The 16,911-nt window shown below is 60.9% G+C and carries 24 protein-coding genes; 7 read left to right on the top strand and 17 right to left on the bottom strand.

What is annotated here, in order from left to right:
• Positions 1-57 precede the first annotated feature (57 nt).
• The 11 genes from V8P86_RS09880 to V8P86_RS09930 form a co-directional block, all read right to left on the bottom strand.
• Positions 58-549, bottom strand: coding sequence for a pyridoxamine 5'-phosphate oxidase family protein (locus V8P86_RS09880; protein ID WP_336327097.1), 492 nt, complete (start codon positions 547-549; stop codon positions 58-60).
• Between the two features lie 73 nt (positions 550-622).
• Entirely contained in the window at positions 623-1,099 is a 477-nt protein-coding gene (locus V8P86_RS09885; RefSeq protein ID WP_336327098.1) for a bactofilin family protein, read from the bottom strand.
• 112 nt (positions 1,100-1,211) lie between these two features.
• Positions 1,212-1,646 (bottom strand): pyridoxamine 5'-phosphate oxidase family protein, encoded by a 435-nt coding sequence (locus V8P86_RS09890; protein WP_336327099.1) that lies wholly within the window; start codon positions 1,644-1,646, stop codon positions 1,212-1,214.
• Between the two features lie 100 nt (positions 1,647-1,746).
• Positions 1,747-1,911 carry a hypothetical protein gene (locus V8P86_RS09895; RefSeq protein WP_336327100.1) on the bottom strand — a complete coding sequence of 55 codons (165 nt, stop codon included), beginning with the start codon at positions 1,909-1,911 and terminating at the stop codon, positions 1,747-1,749.
• A gap of 90 nt (positions 1,912-2,001) precedes the next feature.
• Positions 2,002-2,169, bottom strand: a complete 168-nt coding sequence (locus V8P86_RS09900; protein WP_336327101.1) for a hypothetical protein — start codon at positions 2,167-2,169, stop codon at positions 2,002-2,004.
• Entirely contained in the window at positions 2,170-2,589 is a 420-nt protein-coding gene (locus tag V8P86_RS09905; RefSeq protein ID WP_336327102.1) for a universal stress protein, read from the bottom strand.
• A gap of 179 nt (positions 2,590-2,768) precedes the next feature.
• Positions 2,769-3,056, bottom strand: a complete 288-nt coding sequence (locus tag V8P86_RS09910) for a hypothetical protein (RefSeq protein ID WP_336327103.1) — start codon at positions 3,054-3,056, stop codon at positions 2,769-2,771.
• Positions 3,057-3,121: 65 nt separating this feature from the next.
• Positions 3,122-4,723, bottom strand: a complete 1,602-nt coding sequence (locus V8P86_RS09915; RefSeq protein WP_336327104.1) for a preprotein translocase subunit SecD — start codon at positions 4,721-4,723, stop codon at positions 3,122-3,124.
• The gene (locus tag V8P86_RS09920) at positions 4,720-5,601 is read right to left on the bottom strand and encodes a protein translocase subunit SecF (RefSeq protein WP_336327105.1); all 882 of its coding nucleotides are present in this window, start codon (positions 5,599-5,601) and stop codon (positions 4,720-4,722) included. Before V8P86_RS09920 ends, V8P86_RS09915 begins: the two co-directional genes overlap by 4 nt.
• Before the next feature lie 96 nt (positions 5,602-5,697).
• On the bottom strand, positions 5,698-7,149 hold the full coding sequence (locus V8P86_RS09925) for an amidase (RefSeq protein WP_336327106.1): 1,452 nt from the start codon (positions 7,147-7,149) through the stop codon (positions 5,698-5,700).
• Between the two features lie 43 nt (positions 7,150-7,192).
• Complete coding sequence (locus tag V8P86_RS09930) at positions 7,193-7,870, bottom strand: DUF5812 family protein (protein WP_336327107.1); 678 nt, start codon at positions 7,868-7,870, stop codon at positions 7,193-7,195.
• A 103-nt stretch (positions 7,871-7,973) separates the two neighbouring features.
• Between V8P86_RS09930 and V8P86_RS09935 the strand changes: the two genes are divergently transcribed.
• From V8P86_RS09935 to V8P86_RS09945, 3 genes are read left to right on the top strand one after another with little or no spacing between them, the layout of a single operon-like run.
• Positions 7,974-9,269 carry a phosphoglucose isomerase-related protein gene (locus V8P86_RS09935; RefSeq protein ID WP_336327108.1) on the top strand — a complete coding sequence of 432 codons (1,296 nt, stop codon included), beginning with the start codon at positions 7,974-7,976 and terminating at the stop codon, positions 9,267-9,269.
• A 44-nt stretch (positions 9,270-9,313) separates the two neighbouring features.
• Positions 9,314-10,096, top strand: coding sequence for a CPBP family intramembrane glutamic endopeptidase (locus V8P86_RS09940; protein ID WP_336327109.1), 783 nt, complete (start codon positions 9,314-9,316; stop codon positions 10,094-10,096).
• A 59-nt stretch (positions 10,097-10,155) separates the two neighbouring features.
• On the top strand, positions 10,156-10,317 hold the full coding sequence (locus V8P86_RS09945; protein WP_336327110.1) for a CopG family transcriptional regulator: 162 nt from the start codon (positions 10,156-10,158) through the stop codon (positions 10,315-10,317).
• 5 nt (positions 10,318-10,322) lie between these two features.
• Here V8P86_RS09945 and V8P86_RS09950 read toward each other — a convergent pair whose 3' ends face one another.
• Positions 10,323-10,781 (bottom strand): NOB1 family endonuclease, encoded by a 459-nt coding sequence (locus tag V8P86_RS09950; RefSeq protein ID WP_336327111.1) that lies wholly within the window; start codon positions 10,779-10,781, stop codon positions 10,323-10,325.
• A 3-nt stretch (positions 10,782-10,784) separates the two neighbouring features.
• On the bottom strand, positions 10,785-11,027 hold the full coding sequence (locus V8P86_RS09955; RefSeq protein ID WP_336327112.1) for a PRC-barrel domain-containing protein: 243 nt from the start codon (positions 11,025-11,027) through the stop codon (positions 10,785-10,787).
• Between the two features lie 126 nt (positions 11,028-11,153).
• On the opposite strand from V8P86_RS09955, the gene V8P86_RS09960 reads away from it, so the two are divergent.
• From V8P86_RS09960 to V8P86_RS09970, 3 genes are all read left to right on the top strand, one after another.
• Positions 11,154-11,312 (top strand): DUF7559 family protein, encoded by a 159-nt coding sequence (locus V8P86_RS09960; RefSeq protein ID WP_201289238.1) that lies wholly within the window; start codon positions 11,154-11,156, stop codon positions 11,310-11,312.
• On the top strand, positions 11,312-11,770 hold the full coding sequence (locus V8P86_RS09965) for an Hsp20/alpha crystallin family protein (protein ID WP_336327113.1): 459 nt from the start codon (positions 11,312-11,314) through the stop codon (positions 11,768-11,770). The genes V8P86_RS09960 and V8P86_RS09965 overlap by 1 nt, the downstream gene beginning before the upstream one ends.
• Before the next feature lie 76 nt (positions 11,771-11,846).
• A complete protein-coding gene (locus V8P86_RS09970) occupies positions 11,847-13,028 on the top strand; it encodes a thiolase family protein (protein ID WP_336327114.1) in 1,182 nt (393 codons plus the stop codon).
• Between the two features lie 56 nt (positions 13,029-13,084).
• Here V8P86_RS09970 and V8P86_RS09975 read toward each other — a convergent pair whose 3' ends face one another.
• From V8P86_RS09975 to V8P86_RS09985, 3 genes are all read right to left on the bottom strand, one after another.
• Positions 13,085-13,456 carry a DUF5518 domain-containing protein gene (locus V8P86_RS09975; RefSeq protein WP_336327115.1) on the bottom strand — a complete coding sequence of 124 codons (372 nt, stop codon included), beginning with the start codon at positions 13,454-13,456 and terminating at the stop codon, positions 13,085-13,087.
• 169 nt (positions 13,457-13,625) lie between these two features.
• Positions 13,626-13,982, bottom strand: a complete 357-nt coding sequence (locus V8P86_RS09980; RefSeq protein WP_336327116.1) for a VOC family protein — start codon at positions 13,980-13,982, stop codon at positions 13,626-13,628.
• A 6-nt stretch (positions 13,983-13,988) separates the two neighbouring features.
• Positions 13,989-14,291, bottom strand: a complete 303-nt coding sequence (locus V8P86_RS09985) for a DUF5779 family protein (protein ID WP_336327117.1) — start codon at positions 14,289-14,291, stop codon at positions 13,989-13,991.
• Positions 14,292-14,733: 442 nt separating this feature from the next.
• Between V8P86_RS09985 and V8P86_RS09990 the strand changes: the two genes are divergently transcribed.
• A complete protein-coding gene (locus V8P86_RS09990) occupies positions 14,734-15,882 on the top strand; it encodes a 5-(carboxyamino)imidazole ribonucleotide synthase (RefSeq protein ID WP_336327118.1) in 1,149 nt (382 codons plus the stop codon).
• Positions 15,883-16,079: 197 nt separating this feature from the next.
• Here the strand turns inward: V8P86_RS09990 and V8P86_RS09995 are convergent, their stop codons facing one another.
• Complete coding sequence (locus V8P86_RS09995) at positions 16,080-16,763, bottom strand: sensor domain-containing protein (RefSeq protein WP_336327119.1); 684 nt, start codon at positions 16,761-16,763, stop codon at positions 16,080-16,082.
• Positions 16,764-16,911 lie beyond the last annotated feature (148 nt).

Here is a 16,911-nt window from a genome sequence, read left to right on the forward strand (position 1 = left end):
TCGACAACATGTGTTAAATATCTCCTGCTGGTGTCAGTGCCGGCCACGGATCGGTGGTTACTCCGCCGTATCAGTAGATCGCTGTTGTTGCAATCCGGGCGGCAGCCCCATGTTTTTGAGGCCGATCCGTTCCTGAATCTCGAAGGCGTATAGCCGGAGTTGTCCTGCACTCCCTGCTCGCTCGAAAAGGTCGAGATGCCACGCGTTATCCAGCGCGGCGTCATTCTCGCGGATCTCGTCTGCCGAGAGTTCGGTGATCTCGCCCCGCAAGAGGACACTCTCCCAGAAAAACACCGAATCTGCGCTGTAGGCGAGAAAGGTAGCTAACTCCGCACGCTCGCTCAGTTCGACTTTCGTGCTCTCTCCTCCGACGAAGAAACTGAAATAGAGGCAGTCCCCACCGTCGAATCCGAACGACATCGGAATCAGATACGGCGCGCTTTCGGTTGGAAGACCCAACACGCCCACTCCCTGGTTCGTGAGGAAATCGCCGATCTCTCCGTCGGTCATTTCCTCCAATCCGTACTCTTGTAATGTTTCAATAGTCATCTCTCTAGAGATACATCAGGATTTCCAATAAGTGGGGCGGGGCTACAGCGGCAACAGCGCGCAAGCCACGGCATTACCGGTGGGTCGCTGCCGATTTGGCCTGCGCCTCGCCCAACCGAATCGTCTCGGCTCCGATCTGTGCGTCCTCGCGGATGGTTCCCTCGATACGCACGTCTCCTGCGCCGACGTCGAAATCGCCTTCGACGAGACCGCTCTCGGTGAGATAGATTGATCCCGCTCCCGTCGAGACGGTGCCTTGCACCGTCCCCGCAATCCGGATATTCCCGGCCGCCGCCTCGAAGTCACCCTCGACGACGCCACCGTTTCTGACGACAATATTGCCAGCTACCCCCGACACGTCGCCGGTAACGGTCCCCTCGATGATGATCACGCCGTACACGCCACTGACATCTGAGACACTCTCTCCGGATTCGATGACAGTCGAGTCGCCGACACCTGACTGTGCAGCACCGACACCGGGAACGATACTCACGACGACCACCGCAATCAGCACCGTGAGCACCCTTCGCTGTGTCGATTCCACTGACATATCTCCCCTACACAGAACTTTCAAATAAGATCATGGACAGCCCAGACAACAGAATCTCACCCGTGATCGGGCACCGACGAAGCCAGGCGATACCGATCTGTCCGGCGCTGTCCTACGCCTCGGCCCGTGTCGTGAATTCGTCGGGCACCAGTCGATAGAATCGGAACGTGACCTCACGGAGCGGTGCCTCGAAGATATCCACTAGCGGGATGTCCACCCGGTCGAGTCCTTCCAGCGTCTCGATTTCGATCCCTTCGCTTTCGACGTGTTCGAGTTGCCCCCTCGCAACGACGCTCCACCACCCCTCGTCTGTCTCGTCGTACGTGACAAACGAGACGTGGCCGGTATCGAGATCTGACCTCGATGACTCCGCACCGACAGCCAGCCGGAAATAGAACGTCTCTGTCGTGGCGTCGTAGCCGTACGACACCGGCACCGAGTGTGGCGGCTCTTCACCCGTCGCGAGTGAGAGCACGCCCGTCCCCCCGTTTTTCAGAAACTCGTCACGCTGCTCTGTTGTCAGTTGGACTGGGCTCTCCTGGGACATACGTAATATGACGGCTGGACTGCTGATAAACCTACATTGCTGTTACGAGACTGATGAAAAATCGATTGATCGTGTATGCTCCGGGAGCGACGGGTAGTGTTCACCCCGGGAGAACAATGTTGATGACGGCGACGACCAACCCAGCCAGTGCCATCCGGATCGCCGCGACGTACCACCGCTGGTCGGAGATCGAACGCAGATACGCTTCGAAGACTCCGAGATTTCCGATGTCGAGAGCGCCAGAACCCACCGCGGTTTCGGTCATGCCTAGGATCGTCCGCTCGCAAGGGTGTGGAATAGGCGAGCTCCCCGTGGTCCCGCTGGATATGGGTATCGTCCGGATCCGTGAGCACGCTTATCGATCCGGAGAACTTCCGTTCTCGTCTCGGCGCGCTCGATCGCCCTCGGCGTGGCCGACTGGGGACTGGTAGGCGTCGTCCTGAGTGTTCCCCTCCCGCTGTATCTGCTGACGGCAGTCGGCGTCAAGAGATTCCGTCCGCAGTAATGCGACGTTTCTCGACACTCACCGGATGGTTGTCACCGGAACGGGTGATCGCCTGAACACCGTTTCGGCAACGTTACCGACGAACAGACGATCGGCGAGGCTGCCACTGTGGCTCCCGATCACGACAGTGTCGTAATCCTCGGCACGGTTGAGAATTGCTCGCGCCGGACGACCGACTGCAACGACTGTGTCGAGGTCGGCGTCGTACTCTGCCGCCAGTTCCCGGGCGCGGTCGTGAACCTTCTTCGCGCGTTCGTTCGCTGCCTCCTCGAAGTCCTCTTCGAGGGCGAGTCCAACCGCGTTGCCCATCATCCCCGACGGCTCGCCGACGATTGTGAGAACCGTGATCTCCGCATTCGGGTAGTTTTCGAGGGCGAATTCGAGGGCGTGTTCGGCCATCTCTGAGCCGTCCATCGGGACGAGCACTCGTGAGATCATACCCTCCGTAGACGACCCAGGTCAATAAGTTATCGAGGCCGCTCCGATACCGAGTGCCGATGTCCCGTAGGACCTCTTCGAGGGCCTAGCGCATTTGGTGATGTCTCACATAGGTTCACCATGGGGACCCACGTACTCGTGCCGATAGACGGCTCACGGCAATCCTGGAACGCGCTGGATCATGCAGTCACGCGGTACAGCGGCGAGCGCCTCGCTCCATGCCGTCGATCCAGTCGAAGGGATCTACGGGGACTCCGAAGACAGGTACTACGACCAGGAGGCCCATCAGCGTGCAATCGAGAGAGGCCAACGACTCGGCGAGCAAGCCAGAAATCGAGGCCGATCGCTGCTTTCGCATCGCGGGCGATTTCGATCGCTCGCTCGGGGAGATCGGCAGTCCCGTCGGCGACACTCCCGCCCAGCGAGACGTTCGTGGGCCACTCGCCCGCTTTCGCGCTTCGGTTCATCGATCCAATCACGCGGTTGGGCAAACCACGACGCGGCGAGTGACTCGAAAAAGGGGCGTTCTCGATTACTTGCGCTTGACGTCGTCAAGCATCAGTTTGCGGAGGACGTCACCGTAGGCGGGGCGGGTGATGAGGACACCGATGAGGACGCCGACGATGGTGACGATAGCGAAGCCACGGAGATCACCGAGGCTGAGTACCGCGAGTGGGCTCATGGCGATGATCGTCGTCCCGGCGGCCATGCCGATGATCCAGAAGGCCTTGCGGAACCGACTCTGGAATATGCGTCCAGTCTTCACCTCGTCGCGCCGTTGTAAGATCTCGTCAGCCATGATTATCAGGTCGTCTAATCCTGTCCCGATGACTGCGATGAAGCCGGCGATGTGAGAGAGATCCAGCGCCATCCCGATCGCAGCGGCGAAGCCGAGCAACAGGAACACCTCACTGGCCGCGGTGACCAGCATCGGCACGGCGACTCGAACGTCGCGGTAGAAGATGTACACCACGAGGCTCACCGACAGCCACGCGAGGAAGGCCGTCAGCAGTGCGAGCGGCTTGAACACCTGTGCAGTGCTCGGTGAGATGAAGCTGCTGGATTCGATGCTGAGCGTGGTCGGCAGCGCACCTGCCCGGAGGTCGATCTCCAGGGCACGCGCCTCGTCCATCGAGCCGGTTGTAATGCGGTACCCACCGTCGAAGTTGCCGGCTTCGAGATTAGACGCGAACTCCGCTGTGAGTCCCGCACCGCTGGTGATGTTTCCGTCGACGACCGTAATCAGGCAGTACTGATCCGGATTGGGCTGTTCGCCCTCGTCCAGCCCGGGACACTGCTGGCCGGGACTCGCGTCGGTGAATCCGGACTCGACCATCCGCTCCTGGAATCGCTCGGCAGCGTCGTCGGTCAACTGGATCGAAACGTACGGTAGCTCACTCGTCTCGTCTGCCGGAGAGGCGCCGGGGATCCGAAGCAAGTCGTTCTCCTCGAGCAGCACTTCTGTCTCCGGTGCCGTCGCGTTTTCAGTCCCGTTCGGGCTTGCGAGCAGGATCTGTACGCGACCCGGCTCACCGATCAGCTCTTCGACCTGTGTCCGGTCGGCACCCGGCACCTCGACGACGATGAAGTACTCGCCGCTGGCGGACTGGGTCGTCGTTACACTCGATCCGCCGAGACCGGTTTCGTCGATCCGTCGTTCGAGCACTTCGACCGCCTGTTCGCGAGATGTCTCGGTTACTCCGGCCCGAACGTCGTTTTCGTTCGCCTCGACACCGGCCTCGTTGAGGGCAGCGACGAACTCAGATTTGGGGACCTGTTCGGTAGTTCTGTACAACTCGATCGCATCGAGTTGTGGTCGGACGCGCACGTCGATTGGTTCGACATCGTATTCTCCCTCCAGTTCACTCACGACCGTCGACTGGATCTCGCTGCCACTGCCCCTCTCGAACTGCACGTCTTCGGCGGCCTGTCCGTCGAGTTGGCCGCGAACACGCGTCCCGCCTGCCAGATCGAGTCCGTACTGCAGGTTCGTCGGATCGCTGAACTGCTGTGTCTGGTTGGCGGAGGTGTCCTCACCAGCGCCGGCTCCGATCGGCCCGAACAGCGCGATTGCGGCCAGCGCACAGAGGACGACCAGCATCAGGATCCGCCAGTTGTCTCGAACGTCGATCATGCGCTACCACCGTCCGTGTACCAGCGAAGGAGACTCATATTGAGCAAGTACGTGTTCACGAGATCTGCACACAATCCGAACACGAGGATGAGTGCGACCTCGCCGAGTAACGGGATCGCGAAGATACGGGCCACGATCGCCATCGTGGTCATCGCCGCAATCGAGGTCAGCGTCATCGAAATCCCAGTCCGCATCGCAGCGTATGCGTTCTCGTAGAAACCGCCACGCCGCCGGAGGACGTGGTTATTCAACAGAATATCTGAGTCGACGCTGTAACCGATAATCATGAGTAGTGCGGCGACTGCGCCGAGTGTCAGGTCGATTCCGAAAATGTTCATCAGTGCAACCGGGATTACGATATCTGAAAACGCCGAGAGGACGACTGCTATACTCGGAATGAACGTCCGGAACATGAGCGCTACGAGGATACTCATGCCGGTAAACGCGATGACTACACCGATCAGGGCCTGGCCTTGAGTGTCCCCACCAAACGAGGCTGATCGCTGCTCTGCTCGTTGGACGACCCCTTCACCGTCGCCATACTCCTCATTGAGAGTCTGCTCGATGGCTTCGGCCTCCTCACCGGTCGCCTGTGTCTGGACAAGGTAGCTGTTTCCGTCCACACCGATGGATTGGACGCTCTCGATGTCGTGCTCTGAGAGGACCTGTTCGATCTCGTCGGTCGAGGTATCGTCCGCGACAAATTCGATTTCTGTACCCCCGGTAAACTCGAAGCCCAGCGAGACTGGTGTTCCTGTCAACACGTACGCGCTGGCGATAATCGCAAGAGAAATGCCGAGGATTACGAGTGGAATGACCGCCAGTTGGCGGTCAGTGTACTCCTCGTAAGGGGCTCGCTCGACGTCGATACGTCCCATAGGCTTGCTTCCGAGGTGGGGTTGAATAAGCCTTTTTATACAATTGTTTCGTCGTCTTGCCGTTTGGACTACCGGTAGGGCGGTTCTGCCGACGAATTAGGACGACGATTCGAGCGCCCGACCGAGTGCGACAGCCGTCGCCTCGTCGAACCAGTCGGTGACAAATTGACAGCCGACCGGATCGCCGGCTTCGCCACAGGGGACCGACAGTGCCGGATGGCCAGTCAGGTTGAACGGACTCGTGCAGGCAATCGTTTCGAGTAGATCCGCATCCGTTTCGACCGATCCGTACTCGGGAGCGGTGATCGGTGTCGTCGGAAGGACGAGCGCATCGTAGCTGTCGAGTCGCTCGTCGACGGTATCCCTGAACTGCTGGCGGGTGTTCTGTGCGGCGACGTAGCCGGCGCTGTCGTCGCCTGCTGCGAGTGCACGTCCGATGACCAGCCGCGCCCTGACGTTCTCGCCAAGTTCGTCGGCGTCCATCGTCGCCATCGCCTCGCGCCACCCCTCGCTGTACCCCGTGCCGACCCCGATGTCCTGGCCGGCCTGTGCGGCGAGCGTCGTGAACTCGGCGGCAGTCACCGCGGCGTTGACCAGCGGTTGTGTGTTGAATCCTGGCAGCGACACCGCTTCGACGGTCACGCCGGCGGCTTCGAGACGGTCGGTCGCGTGCTCGATGGCATCTGCAACCTCGTCGTCGGCCCGGCCCTGTGCTTCTTCGACGAGACCAACGCGGAGCCCGTCGGCGTCGCGTCCCAGTCCGTCGGTCGGCGCTGGTGTCGGGACGCCGTCGGTCGATGGATCTCGGCTGTCGGGGCCGTTAATCGCCTCCAATACTGTGGCTGCCGCCTCCACGTCGGGAGCGAGCGGACCGATGTGATCGAGCGAACTCGCCAGATCGGCGAAACCAAACCGTGGTACTGTCCGGAAGGTCGGTTTGAACCCAACGATACCACAGAACGATGCCGGAATGCGGATCGAACCGCCTGTGTCGGTCCCGAGCGCGGCGTCGACTAGCCCGGCCGCGACTGCTGCGCCACTCCCACTGGAGGAGCCGCCCGGCACCCCCTCTGCGTTGGGGTTCGTGACTGGCCCGTGTGCGCAGGTCTCACTCGTCGTGAAGTACGCGAACTCGTCCATGTTGGTCGTCCCGGCGAGGTTTGCCCCGCTTTCGAGCAGGCGGTTGGTGACGGCGGCGTGATACGACGGCTCGAAGTCGATGGCCCCGGAGCCGCAGGTCATTGGCACGCCCGCGACTGCGATGTTGTCCTTGACTGCAACGTCCCTGCCCGCGAGCGACCCCGAGTCCGCGCCCGCAAGCGTACACCGATAGAGAAAGGCGTTGTATTCGTCAGTTCCTTCGGTCACGTCTTCGGCAGGTGTGGACTCGAAGGCTGTCGCCGTGAGACTGCTCAGTAATGCCTCGGTATTCTCGATTTCAGTCCGGTACGCGTCGCGCTCCTCGTCTGTGAGTGTCAGTCCGTAGGTCTCGGCGGCGGCATCGATTGCATCCCCGATTCCCCGTTCTGCCGTGTCATCTGCTGGCATACTACGGACTGGGGAGATAACGATGGTAAGCGTTTCCCCAAAGTCAGGGCAGATATCGAATGCTGATGATACCTTCGTCCTCGTCGGTCCGGATCTCGACCCGGTCGACGCCCACGTCGACGGCGTTTTTGTACGGCTTCTCGTCGTCGTCGAGCGAGTCCGCCGTGCGCTGTACATCTTCCGACGCAATCTTGAGGATGTGAATCTCCCCGTCCCCTTCGCGCTCGATTGCGATCACTTCGTCTTCGTCCATCTGATCGGCGACTTCCATCACCTGTGTCGTCGGTGGTTCCGGACTGGTCTCGACCTCGATGGTGTAGTGGTCGTGTAGGTCCTTGATGATATAGGAGACTTCCATCGGTGGCTGTGCGATCAGGTCTGCCTTGATGATGTCGTGAGCCTCGAAACCCGGGTTTTCGATGAGGGTGTTGATCTCTGCCGTGTCGATGTCGTGCAGTGTCACGGCCTTCTCCTCGGCGAATTTGACGTAGTACGTCCCCGATTTGGTCTCGGGCTCCTCCGGCTTTTCTGCCATCGGACCAGTGAGTCCAGTCGAGTCATCATCGTCGCTGTCCCCGGCCTCCCCGGGCTTGACTGGACTCGGGTTGCTGTCCGGGTCGTCGTACATTCCCGCGATTGGATCGTCCTCGTGATCTCGGCCACCCGCTGACTCGTCACTATCCGTTTCGTCGACTGCCCCGTCGTCGTCCTCCTGAGACATACCGCAAAGTAGGTCACGGGCGTTCTTTGGGGTTTCGACTTCCACAATGGGGCTGTCCAGTCGGAGCCGTGAACCATTTAGGAGTGCCTGACGGAGAGCCAATATGCAGATTGATATCGGCAATATTCTGAGCGATGTCGTCGCTGACGGACTCGACAGGGCGGAACTTGAGGCTATCGACGAGGATGTCGAGCGTGCCCACGAACGGATCGAACGCGGCCGTGCCGACGAGGAGTTCGGCTATGCATCGCTGAATCTCCCGACTGCGACCGATCCCGAGGAGATCCAGACCGCCGTCGACCCGCTGGCCGACAGCGATGCCGTCCTCACCGTCGGCATCGGTGGCAGTGCGCTCGGCGCAGCGACGATTTCCGAAGCCCTCGGTCCGAGCGACACTGCTCACCACGTCCTCGACAACGTCGATCCGGCCCACATCGAGACGACACTGGCCGAACTGGATCTCTCACGGACTGCTGTCAACGTGGTCTCACGATCCGGGACGACGGCTGAGACGCTGGCGAATTTCCTGATCGTCCGCGATGCGATGGACGAGGCGGGTGTCGACTGGACCGAGCGGACCATCGTCACGACCGGCGAGGAGGGACCGCTGCGTGATCTCGCCGACGGCCACGGCCTCCCCTCGCTCCGGGTTCCCGAAGGTGTTCCGGGTCGGTTCTCGGCGCTGTCGGCTGTCGGGCTGGTACCGGCGGCGATCCGCGGCCACGATATCGAGGGGCTGCTGGCTGGCGGGCAGCGGGCCGCCGACTCGCTGGCTCCCTCGCTGTTCGACTGTTCGGCCTACGCGTACGGCGCGATAGCGTACGCCCTCGATCAGCAGGGCTACTCGACGAACGTGATGATGCCCTACGCCGAAGGCCTCGAAGCGTTCGCGGAGTGGTTCGCACAACTGTGGGCCGAGAGTCTCGGCAAAGACGGCGGCGGACAGACGCCGGTTCGCGCACTCGGCGCGACTGACCAGCACTCCCAACTGCAACTGTACAGGGCTGGCCCAAAAAATAAACTCGTCACGCTGCTGCGAGTGACCGATCAACCGGACAGAGCGATCCCCGAGACGGGAATTCCGGATCTCGCGTATCTGGGCGGGAAGGATCTCGGCGATCTGCTCGATGCGGAGTTCGAGGCGACGGAGGCGAGTCTGGCCGCCGCGGACTGTCCGAACGTCCGGCTCGAACTCGACGGATCCGACGCCGAAGCCGTCGGTGCGCTGCTGTACGAGATGGAGGCGGCCTGTATCCTCGCCGGCGAACTGTACGATGTTGAGACGTTCACCCAGCCGGCCGTCGAGTGGGGCAAACGAGCCGCTCGCGGACTGCTCGGCGGCGGCGAGTTCGAGGAAGCCGATGCGGTCGCCTCGAAAGAACGCCTCCAGATCGAGTAGCTGCAATCACAGCGGATTTGAACGAGTAACGCTTAGGACGTACAATGGCAGACGACTCCGGTGGCCTCGGTTCCGCACGGATGCCCGATGGTCGCCCGCTTTTCGAGATCGGCGATCGAGAGCACCGCCGGATCGGCATCATCCACTCGATTCTGCTCGTCCTCGGCGCGTTCATCGTCGCCGGACTATTCGTCAGCATCGGTAACGGGATGATCGACGCTGCCGGCCTGAATTCCGCCTCGCCGCCGGCACAGATCGCGGAGACCGCGACGAATTTCGTCGGGTTACTCGCGGCCCCGCTCGCGTACCTCGCCTGGCGTGACGACTGGTCGCTGGTGGGCGCTGCCAGCCCGACGATTCGGGATCTGGCTACCATCGCCGTCGGTGCCGTCGTCTTGATCGCCTTTATGATCGGCGCTGAACAGTTCGTCTCCTGGCTCGGCTTCAAGCCGGCAGAGAACGCCGCCGTCGAGAGCGGCCGCGAGAATCCGGAGCTGTTCCTGTACTATATCCCGGTGGTAATACTCCTGAACTCACCTGCCGAAGAACTGCTCTTTCGTGGAGTCGTTCAGGGGCTGCTCCGGCGCGCGTACGGCGTCGTCCCTGGAATTCTCGGGGCAGCCGCAGTATTCGGACTGGTTCACTACTCTGCGCTGGTCGCCACCGGAAGCGCCAGTGCGTACATTATCATCGCGCTCGGTTCGGGAATCATCCTCGGCGTGCTCTACGAGTACACCGAAAACATTCTCGTCCCGATCGTCGTTCACGCAATCTGGAACTGCTTGGTCTATCTGTCGCTGTATCTCGAAACGACCGGCGGGCTCTGACTCTCGATCGGACGCCCGTCTGACGAGCCTTTAATATCATGCGTGATATTGGCATACGTATGCCGACTTCCTACAGCGTCGTATTATCAGACGACCACGCCAGAGAGATCCGTCACCTGGCTCGGGAGAACAATCTCAGGGAGACGGAAGTTCTCCAGCAACTCGTCGACCTCGGGTTGGCGGAACTGGACGACAGCATCCGATCTGACCGGGTCCGGTAAGTCGTTCAGGCGGGATTTTTCCGTGAGAGCCCGCTGCCACAGATCGGACACCGGTCGTGGTTTTCGTCGAACTCGCGGCCACAGCCCTGACACTGGTAGGTCCAGCTTCGCTGTTCGTCGATGCCTTCGCGGGCGATTACTTCGACGGTGACGTTGAGTTTCTCGGCGACGTTTTGCATCGCGTAGTCGTCGGTGACGAGGGTTCCGTCGAGTTCGAAAGCCGCGGCGATCAGCCGGATGTCGGTGCGGGAGAGTTCGTCGTAATCGCCGGTTTCGCGGGCTGCCCGTTCGATCTGATCGACGGTTTCGGCATCGGGGATGTGCATGTGCATTCCCGAGCCTTCGAGTGCATCGAATCGGTAGGCGCTCTCATCTTCGAGTTCTTCTCTGACGAGCGGAATCGAGGCAATCTGTTCGTCGGTGTGATACTCGTTGATAAAAGCTGATGAATCGAGAATGTACATTCCTTACCGCTGGATGATCATGTGGTCTTTGACCGCCTGCACACGATTGACGGGAATCAGAAGTCGTCCCTGCTGGTCGGACTCGAAACCGTCGCCGCCGGTGTAGTTTTCGTCGGGGTTGATGACCAGATTCGTGAGTCGTCCCGAATCGAGATCCATCGTGATGTTGTACAACATACCGAGTTCGGCCCCATCCGAACCCATAACCGCTTTTCCGGAGAGGTTCTCGGCGAGTATCTCTGGCATATCATACCCTATTGATTGCCCCACATTTAAAATTACACATGGGTTCGTACCCGGAGTCGCGTCGACTGGCTCCACCCGAGTCGCCCAGCCACGGCATTGATTACGACCCCGCCCTAATTGTCGTCCATGCCAAAAACTCTGGAAGTTGTCTGCACGGACGACGAGTGCGAGATGGACATGTTCGAACTGCACTACACCTACGACATGCCCGACAGCGTCGGTGTAAGTGATTTCGTCTGTCCGTACTGCCAGCAAACCGACTGCCTCTCGGAGGTGGAGCTGTAATGCGGGGCGTGGGCGAGTCGGTCGGGTCCGCCGTCTTCGGGACTCTCGGCCGGGTCATGGCCCGCACGCAGGAAAAACGCGGGCTCCCGGTCGATCTATTGGAAAGCGACGACGCTTTCCTGGCGATTTTCGACGCGCCGGGCGCACACAGCAGTGACGTACAGGTCCGCTTCGAGGACGGGGCAGTTTCCGTCCAACTCGACCGGTTCCGCTCCGCACAGGAGGAATACGAGATGACCTATCCCGGCCGCGGCCTCGCGCTCAACGGTGAAGCGACGCTTCCGGAGGATGCGACTGTCGACCCCACTGCCGGGACGGCGGTACTCAAAGACGACGGCACGCTGCACGTCCGCCTCCCGAAAGCCGAGGAGGAAACCGAGCACGGACCCTCCGATATCGAAGCCGAAACAGATTCGACCGACGACGCGAGCGAGTCAGCCGAGGATGACGCCGAGTAGTTCCGTTCGGTTCTGTTTTGGTCAGGGTGGGTTTCCGGGATAAGGACTAAACAGCATGCTAGCTAACAGTGGTAGTATGCCAGAGGCATACATTGTCGATGCGGTTCGGACACCGTTCGGGAAGGATGGCGGAATATTCAGTGACACACACCCGCAGGATCTCGCTGCGGAACCGCTGCTCGCGCTCGAAGAGCGAAACGGCTTCGAGGGGAGTGAAGACATCGAAGACGTAGTCTACGGTTGTGTCTCGCCGACCGACGAGCAGGGACTGAACATCGGCCGCGTCGCGCCGATGGTCGCCGGGTGGGACGACGACGTACCGGGCGTTCAGCTCAACCGGATGTGTGGCTCCGGCCAGCAGGCGATCAATTTTGCCGCCGGGCAGGTCCGCGGTGGTATGCAGGATGTCGTCGTCGCGGGCGGCGTCGAGCACATGACTCGCGTCCCGATGGGCAGCGACAATCCGGCGCAGAATCCTGATCTCGACGGGCAGGCACTGACGGACACGTACTTCCAGTACTTCGACGAACTGACGACACAGGGCGAGGGTGCCGAGCGTATCGCCGAGCAGTGGGGTTTCAGCCGCGAGGAAGTTGACGAAATCGCCGCCGATTCACAGAAGCGCTGGGCCGACGCCGCGGAGGAGGGTGCCTACGACGATCAGGTCGTTCCGGTCGAGACAGAACTCGACGGCGAGGCGGTCACTGTCGAGGAGGACGAACATCCCCGGCCGGGAACGGATATGGACACGCTCTCGAACCTCCCGCTGGTCTTCAGAGAGGAAGGCGACGGTGTGATCCATCCCGGCAACTCCTCGGGTATCGTCGACGGCTCGGCGGCGACGCTGATCGCTTCCGGGGAGGCCTGTGAAGAACACGGCTGGGAACCGAAAGCACGGATCGTCGACTCGAAAGTCGTCGGCGTCGATCCGCTGACGATGCTCAAGGGTCCGATTCCTGCCACGCAGGAACTGCTCGAAGAGAACGACATGACCGTCGACGATATCGACCGTTTCGAGGTCAACGAGGCCTTCGCCTCCGTCCTCACGGCGTGGCTCGAAGAAACCGGCGCGAGTTGGGAGAAGACCAACGTCTGGGGCGGCGCAATCGCCCACGGCCACCCGCTCGGCGCGACCGGCGCGGCACTGCTAGGCAAACTGCCGTACCAACTCGAAGAGTGCGACGGCCAGTACGGCCTCTGTGCGATGTGTATCGGCTTCGGACAGGGCATCGCGACGATCATCGAACGCGTCGAGTAACAGGATTCCAACCGCCTCTTTCTGTGGTCGCACGTCCCTCACGGGTAGTATTCGGATTATCCGGCCAGTGCACCGCCAATAGCGCCCCCGAGAGCGCTTTCGAACGCTGCGAACATCGAGACGAAGACGATGATGAGGAAGGTTCCAACGCCGAGAACGCTGCCAACAGCGCCCACGACGGGACCCAGACTGAGTCCGACAATCGTGACGACCAACCAGACGATGATTGCGACGAAAATGCCGCCCAAGCTTCCTGCGAGGAGACCATGCCAGAAACCGCGGAATAGACCGCCGCCGGCGAGATAGCCCGCCACTACTCCGCCGATGACCGCTGCGAGCAACTGACCGAGCCCCGGAATGACGAGGCCGACAGTCCCCAGCAGGATGATCGATACGAATCCGACCGTGACGGCACGCCAGTCAGTCACGGCTCTCACCCCGACTCGTCGCCTGTCGGCGCAGTTTTTGAGAGCCATGCGTCTGTTCGCGGTTGAATCGACCAGTAATTGGCATACCGCCACTAGGATCAGCAGTCGGTTAGTTATCTCATGATTACTTCTCAGAACGAGCCTATTCTCGGAGAACGCCCCACTCTCGTCAGGAAACCGACGGCGTGTCGTGGAGGAACGTCTGAACCTCGACTGCGCGACCGTCGGGATCCTCGAGGAAAAACTGGTAGATATCGAACTCGTCGTTCGTTTCCGGCGGGCCGCGAGCGCGTCCGTCGAGTCGGCCGTAGAGATCATCGACCGTCTCCCGGTCCTCGACGACGATGGTCACGATGCCCTCGGTTTCGGACTCGGAAGCGTCACAGAATCCGACGAGAAGATTCTCTCGTTTGAGGATCGTACAGCCCCCGTCCTGTTCGAGCCACTCCCCGAATCCGAGGTCGGCGGTGTACAAATCGACAATCGCCTCGCGCTGGTCCGTTCGGAAGAAGACGATTCCAGCCATCTCGGGTCAGTCGAGTCGGTCGGTATCGATGGTCACGCCCGGCGGCGTGACGATCAGAAATCCCCGGAAGTGAACGAGGTTGCCGCCGCCCTCGCTGACTTCGCGGGCAAATTCCGAGCCGAGTTCGTTCAGATCGCCCTCGACGTTGAGCACGAGCACCGCACCGTCATCGACGAGGCCGACCCACTCCTCGCCGGGTGTCGTGCCGTCGAGTACGCCGAGTACGATCCGGCCGCCGCCGTCCGGGCCCTCTTTTTCACCGAGTTGGTCCTCGACAGACTGCAGATCGAGACCGTCGAAATCTCCCATGTGCGATACTATCGGGCTGTTAGCAAAAATCCACTGGCTGGTCGTCAGATTGTCTTCTGCCTCCTGGTTCCGTAGACCCATCTACAGGATTGTTGTCTCAATCGTAGAACCGGCTGAATACGCTGGAATGTAGGCGTGCGTACTGAGCGCCAGCATTCGCGCGAGCAAAGAGAGACGCGAGCGGAGCGAGCGTCTCTAAAGGCGAACGGCGGAGCCGTGAGCCAAGCGAGCGCGATTCACCGGAAGACGCTTTGCGTCATCCGAGCCCTCGGTCGTTCGCGCTACTCACTCCCGAGGACACCGGACGCGCCGCTGGCGCGTCCGGCTTTTTTACCCATGTTTTTCGAGGGGCCCTTCCTCGCTCGCTTCGCTCGCTGCGGGAGGGCCCCTCGAAAAACATGGGAAAACAACGTTTTTGCGGGTCGGTTGGGAAGAGACGCGTATGAAACTGACTTCGCCAGGCGTGACTGTCGGTGTCGTCGGCGGCGGCCAACTCGGCCGAATGCTCGGGGAGGCTGGCTCGCCGCTCGGGATCGAACTGCTCGTCTCCGATCCCACGCCGGAGTCGCCAGCCTCGCTTGTCGCCCGCGATCAGGTCGTCGGCGCCTTCGACGACGAGGAGACGCTGTACGAACTCGGCGAGCGGGCAGATTATCTCACCTTCGAGATCGAACTTGCCGATCCGGACGTGCTCGAAGCCGTCGAAGATGAAACTGGGACGCCGGTCCATCCGCGCCCGGAGACGCTGCGGATGATTCAGGACAAACTCGTCCAGAAAGAGGCGCTTCAGGAGGCAGGGATTCCGGTCCCAGCATTCAAGGCCGTCGATTCGGCCGCAGAACTGCGAGAGACACTCGACGAACTGGGCTATCCGGCGATGCTCAAAGCGCGCGAGGGTGGCTACGATGGCCGCGGCAACATCCTCGTCGAATCCTCCGAGGAGGTCGAGGAGGCCTTCGATGCGATCCAGGGTCCGGCGATGGTCGAGGAGTTCGTCGACTACGACCGCGAACTCGCGGTCATCGGCTGCAAGGGCGACGGTGAGACGGATACCTTCCCCGTGACGGAGACGATTCACCGCGAGGAAATCCTCCGCGAGACTGTCTCGCCGCCGCGGACAGACGAGGAGACCCGCGAGCGCGCTCGCGAAGTCGCAACAGACATTCTCGATGTGATGGAGGGGCGTGGTGTCTACGGTATCGAGTTGTTCGAGCGTGCGGACGGGAAGATTCTGCTGAACGAAATCGCCCCGCGGCCGCACAACTCGGGCCACTGGACCATCGAGGGTTGTCACACCTCCCAGTTCGAGCAACACCTTCGGGCCGTGACAGGCCTGCCGCTGGGATCAACCGACCGGCGGGAGCCGACTGCACTCGCCAACATTCTCGGCGATGTCGACCAGCGACAGGAGGCAGAACTCTCCGGGGTCGAGGATACGCTCCAAACCGATACCGTCTCCTTACACTGGTACGGCAAGCGGGAAGTGTACAACCTCAGAAAGATGGGTCACATCACCTCGGTCGGGTCGGAGTCCGAAAGCGTTCTGAGTCTCGTCCGCGAAGTCCGCGAGTGGCTCACGTTCCGGGAGTAGTCGGTCACGGATTCGGTCTACGTGTTCCGCCCCTCTCCGACTATTACCCGTTCCGGGTCGGTTTCTCTCACGAACGGATCGTTAATTTGCTCGAACTCCGCGTCGAGTGGTGCGTTCTCAGGCAGTGATGGGTGGATAGCTCGTTCCGGTCAGCATACAGACACCAGTACTGCGGCAGTGGCTATTTTTCCCAGTACTCACCCCGAAGAGGACAGCAGCGACTCGGTCACGTCAGCGTACACTCTTGCGGTGAGGTTGACTAGATGGAGGCCAACGACGGTGAGAACGATGCCGATCAGTGAGACGAGGAGTGCTTCTGGCAGGGTGTTGATCACGAGTTGCTGTTCGTTGACAGTGACGACCCCGAGATCGATCGATCCCTGGAAGTTGAAAAACTGGACTCCGTCAATCCGGTAGATGGCTGGTGCAGTCAGGAAGCTAACCGAGAGTGCAAACCACATTACGAGAGCGATAAACAGCGCGTTCCCTGTGACAAAAGAGACGAACGCCAAGATCAACAGCAGATAATTCGTTGGGTCGGTTGCGGCCTGCTTGAGGTACGGGACCATCGGTGTCTCATTCGGGTCGACCGTCGACCACGAGACATCCCGCCCGAGCACCCGCCGTAAGAGAGTGGCCTCGACGACGCCGACATAGCCTGCCACTGCGAGGACACCAGCAAGAATCGGAATTCCGACGAGCAGTGGCACGAGCGACACGCCCAGTGCAAGCCCGGTCACAAACACGGTAAGATACGCGATTCCCAGTGGAAACCGGAGCAAGAGATACAGCAGATTCTTGTACGTCTGCGAATCGACTGCGACGCCCAGTGTCCGGGTGAGCAGCGATTGTTTGGTTCGACTTGTGCTGGAATTTTGCATATGGATTGACAGGATCTCCGGGGTCTAATAATAGACACCACAGTTGCGTAGCGCGAAACACCTGGGCGTTCCGAATCGTCTGTTCGGATCCGAACCGAGCACACTGAGAGCGACTGCGTGAGGTGGCGGGCGCGTCTGTCGCGGTGTC

This window comes from Halovenus anhuiensis (assembly GCF_037080055.1).
Lineage (GTDB): Archaea > Halobacteriota > Halobacteria > Halobacteriales > Haloarculaceae > Halovenus.

What these genes read in the sequence shown, in the direction of transcription:
- V8P86_RS09955 (WP_336327112.1), bottom strand. Translation starts at nt 11,027, where the DNA reads ATGCCAGAGATACTCGCCGAGAACCTCTCCGGAAAAGCGGTTATGGGT.
- V8P86_RS09970 (WP_336327114.1), top strand. Translation starts at nt 11,847, where the DNA reads ATGCCAGAGGCATACATTGTCGATGCGGTTCGGACACCGTTCGGGAAG.
- V8P86_RS09985 (WP_336327117.1), bottom strand. Translation starts at nt 14,291, where the DNA reads ATGGGAGATTTCGACGGTCTCGATCTGCAGTCTGTCGAGGACCAACTC.
- V8P86_RS09945 (WP_336327110.1), top strand. Translation starts at nt 10,156, where the DNA reads ATGCCGACTTCCTACAGCGTCGTATTATCAGACGACCACGCCAGAGAG.
- V8P86_RS09930 (WP_336327107.1), bottom strand. Translation starts at nt 7,870, where the DNA reads ATGTCTCAGGAGGACGACGACGGGGCAGTCGACGAAACGGATAGTGAC.
- V8P86_RS09925 (WP_336327106.1), bottom strand. Translation starts at nt 7,149, where the DNA reads ATGCCAGCAGATGACACGGCAGAACGGGGAATCGGGGATGCAATCGAT.
- V8P86_RS09950 (WP_336327111.1), bottom strand. Translation starts at nt 10,781, where the DNA reads ATGTACATTCTCGATTCATCAGCTTTTATCAACGAGTATCACACCGAC.
- V8P86_RS09990 (WP_336327118.1), top strand. Translation starts at nt 14,734, where the DNA reads ATGAAACTGACTTCGCCAGGCGTGACTGTCGGTGTCGTCGGCGGCGGC.
- V8P86_RS09880 (WP_336327097.1), bottom strand. Translation starts at nt 549, where the DNA reads ATGACTATTGAAACATTACAAGAGTACGGATTGGAGGAAATGACCGAC.
- V8P86_RS09890 (WP_336327099.1), bottom strand. Translation starts at nt 1,646, where the DNA reads ATGTCCCAGGAGAGCCCAGTCCAACTGACAACAGAGCAGCGTGACGAG.
- V8P86_RS09935 (WP_336327108.1), top strand. Translation starts at nt 7,974, where the DNA reads ATGCAGATTGATATCGGCAATATTCTGAGCGATGTCGTCGCTGACGGA.
- V8P86_RS09960 (WP_201289238.1), top strand. Translation starts at nt 11,154, where the DNA reads ATGCCAAAAACTCTGGAAGTTGTCTGCACGGACGACGAGTGCGAGATG.
- V8P86_RS09980 (WP_336327116.1), bottom strand. Translation starts at nt 13,982, where the DNA reads ATGGCTGGAATCGTCTTCTTCCGAACGGACCAGCGCGAGGCGATTGTC.
- V8P86_RS09915 (WP_336327104.1), bottom strand. Translation starts at nt 4,723, where the DNA reads ATGATCGACGTTCGAGACAACTGGCGGATCCTGATGCTGGTCGTCCTC.
- V8P86_RS09965 (WP_336327113.1), top strand. Translation starts at nt 11,312, where the DNA reads ATGCGGGGCGTGGGCGAGTCGGTCGGGTCCGCCGTCTTCGGGACTCTC.
- V8P86_RS09885 (WP_336327098.1), bottom strand. Translation starts at nt 1,099, where the DNA reads ATGTCAGTGGAATCGACACAGCGAAGGGTGCTCACGGTGCTGATTGCG.
- V8P86_RS09910 (WP_336327103.1), bottom strand. Translation starts at nt 3,056, where the DNA reads ATGAACCGAAGCGCGAAAGCGGGCGAGTGGCCCACGAACGTCTCGCTG.
- V8P86_RS09905 (WP_336327102.1), bottom strand. Translation starts at nt 2,589, where the DNA reads ATGATCTCACGAGTGCTCGTCCCGATGGACGGCTCAGAGATGGCCGAA.
- V8P86_RS09940 (WP_336327109.1), top strand. Translation starts at nt 9,314, where the DNA reads ATGGCAGACGACTCCGGTGGCCTCGGTTCCGCACGGATGCCCGATGGT.
- V8P86_RS09920 (WP_336327105.1), bottom strand. Translation starts at nt 5,601, where the DNA reads ATGGGACGTATCGACGTCGAGCGAGCCCCTTACGAGGAGTACACTGAC.
- V8P86_RS09995 (WP_336327119.1), bottom strand. Translation starts at nt 16,763, where the DNA reads ATGCAAAATTCCAGCACAAGTCGAACCAAACAATCGCTGCTCACCCGG.
- V8P86_RS09895 (WP_336327100.1), bottom strand. Translation starts at nt 1,911, where the DNA reads ATGACCGAAACCGCGGTGGGTTCTGGCGCTCTCGACATCGGAAATCTC.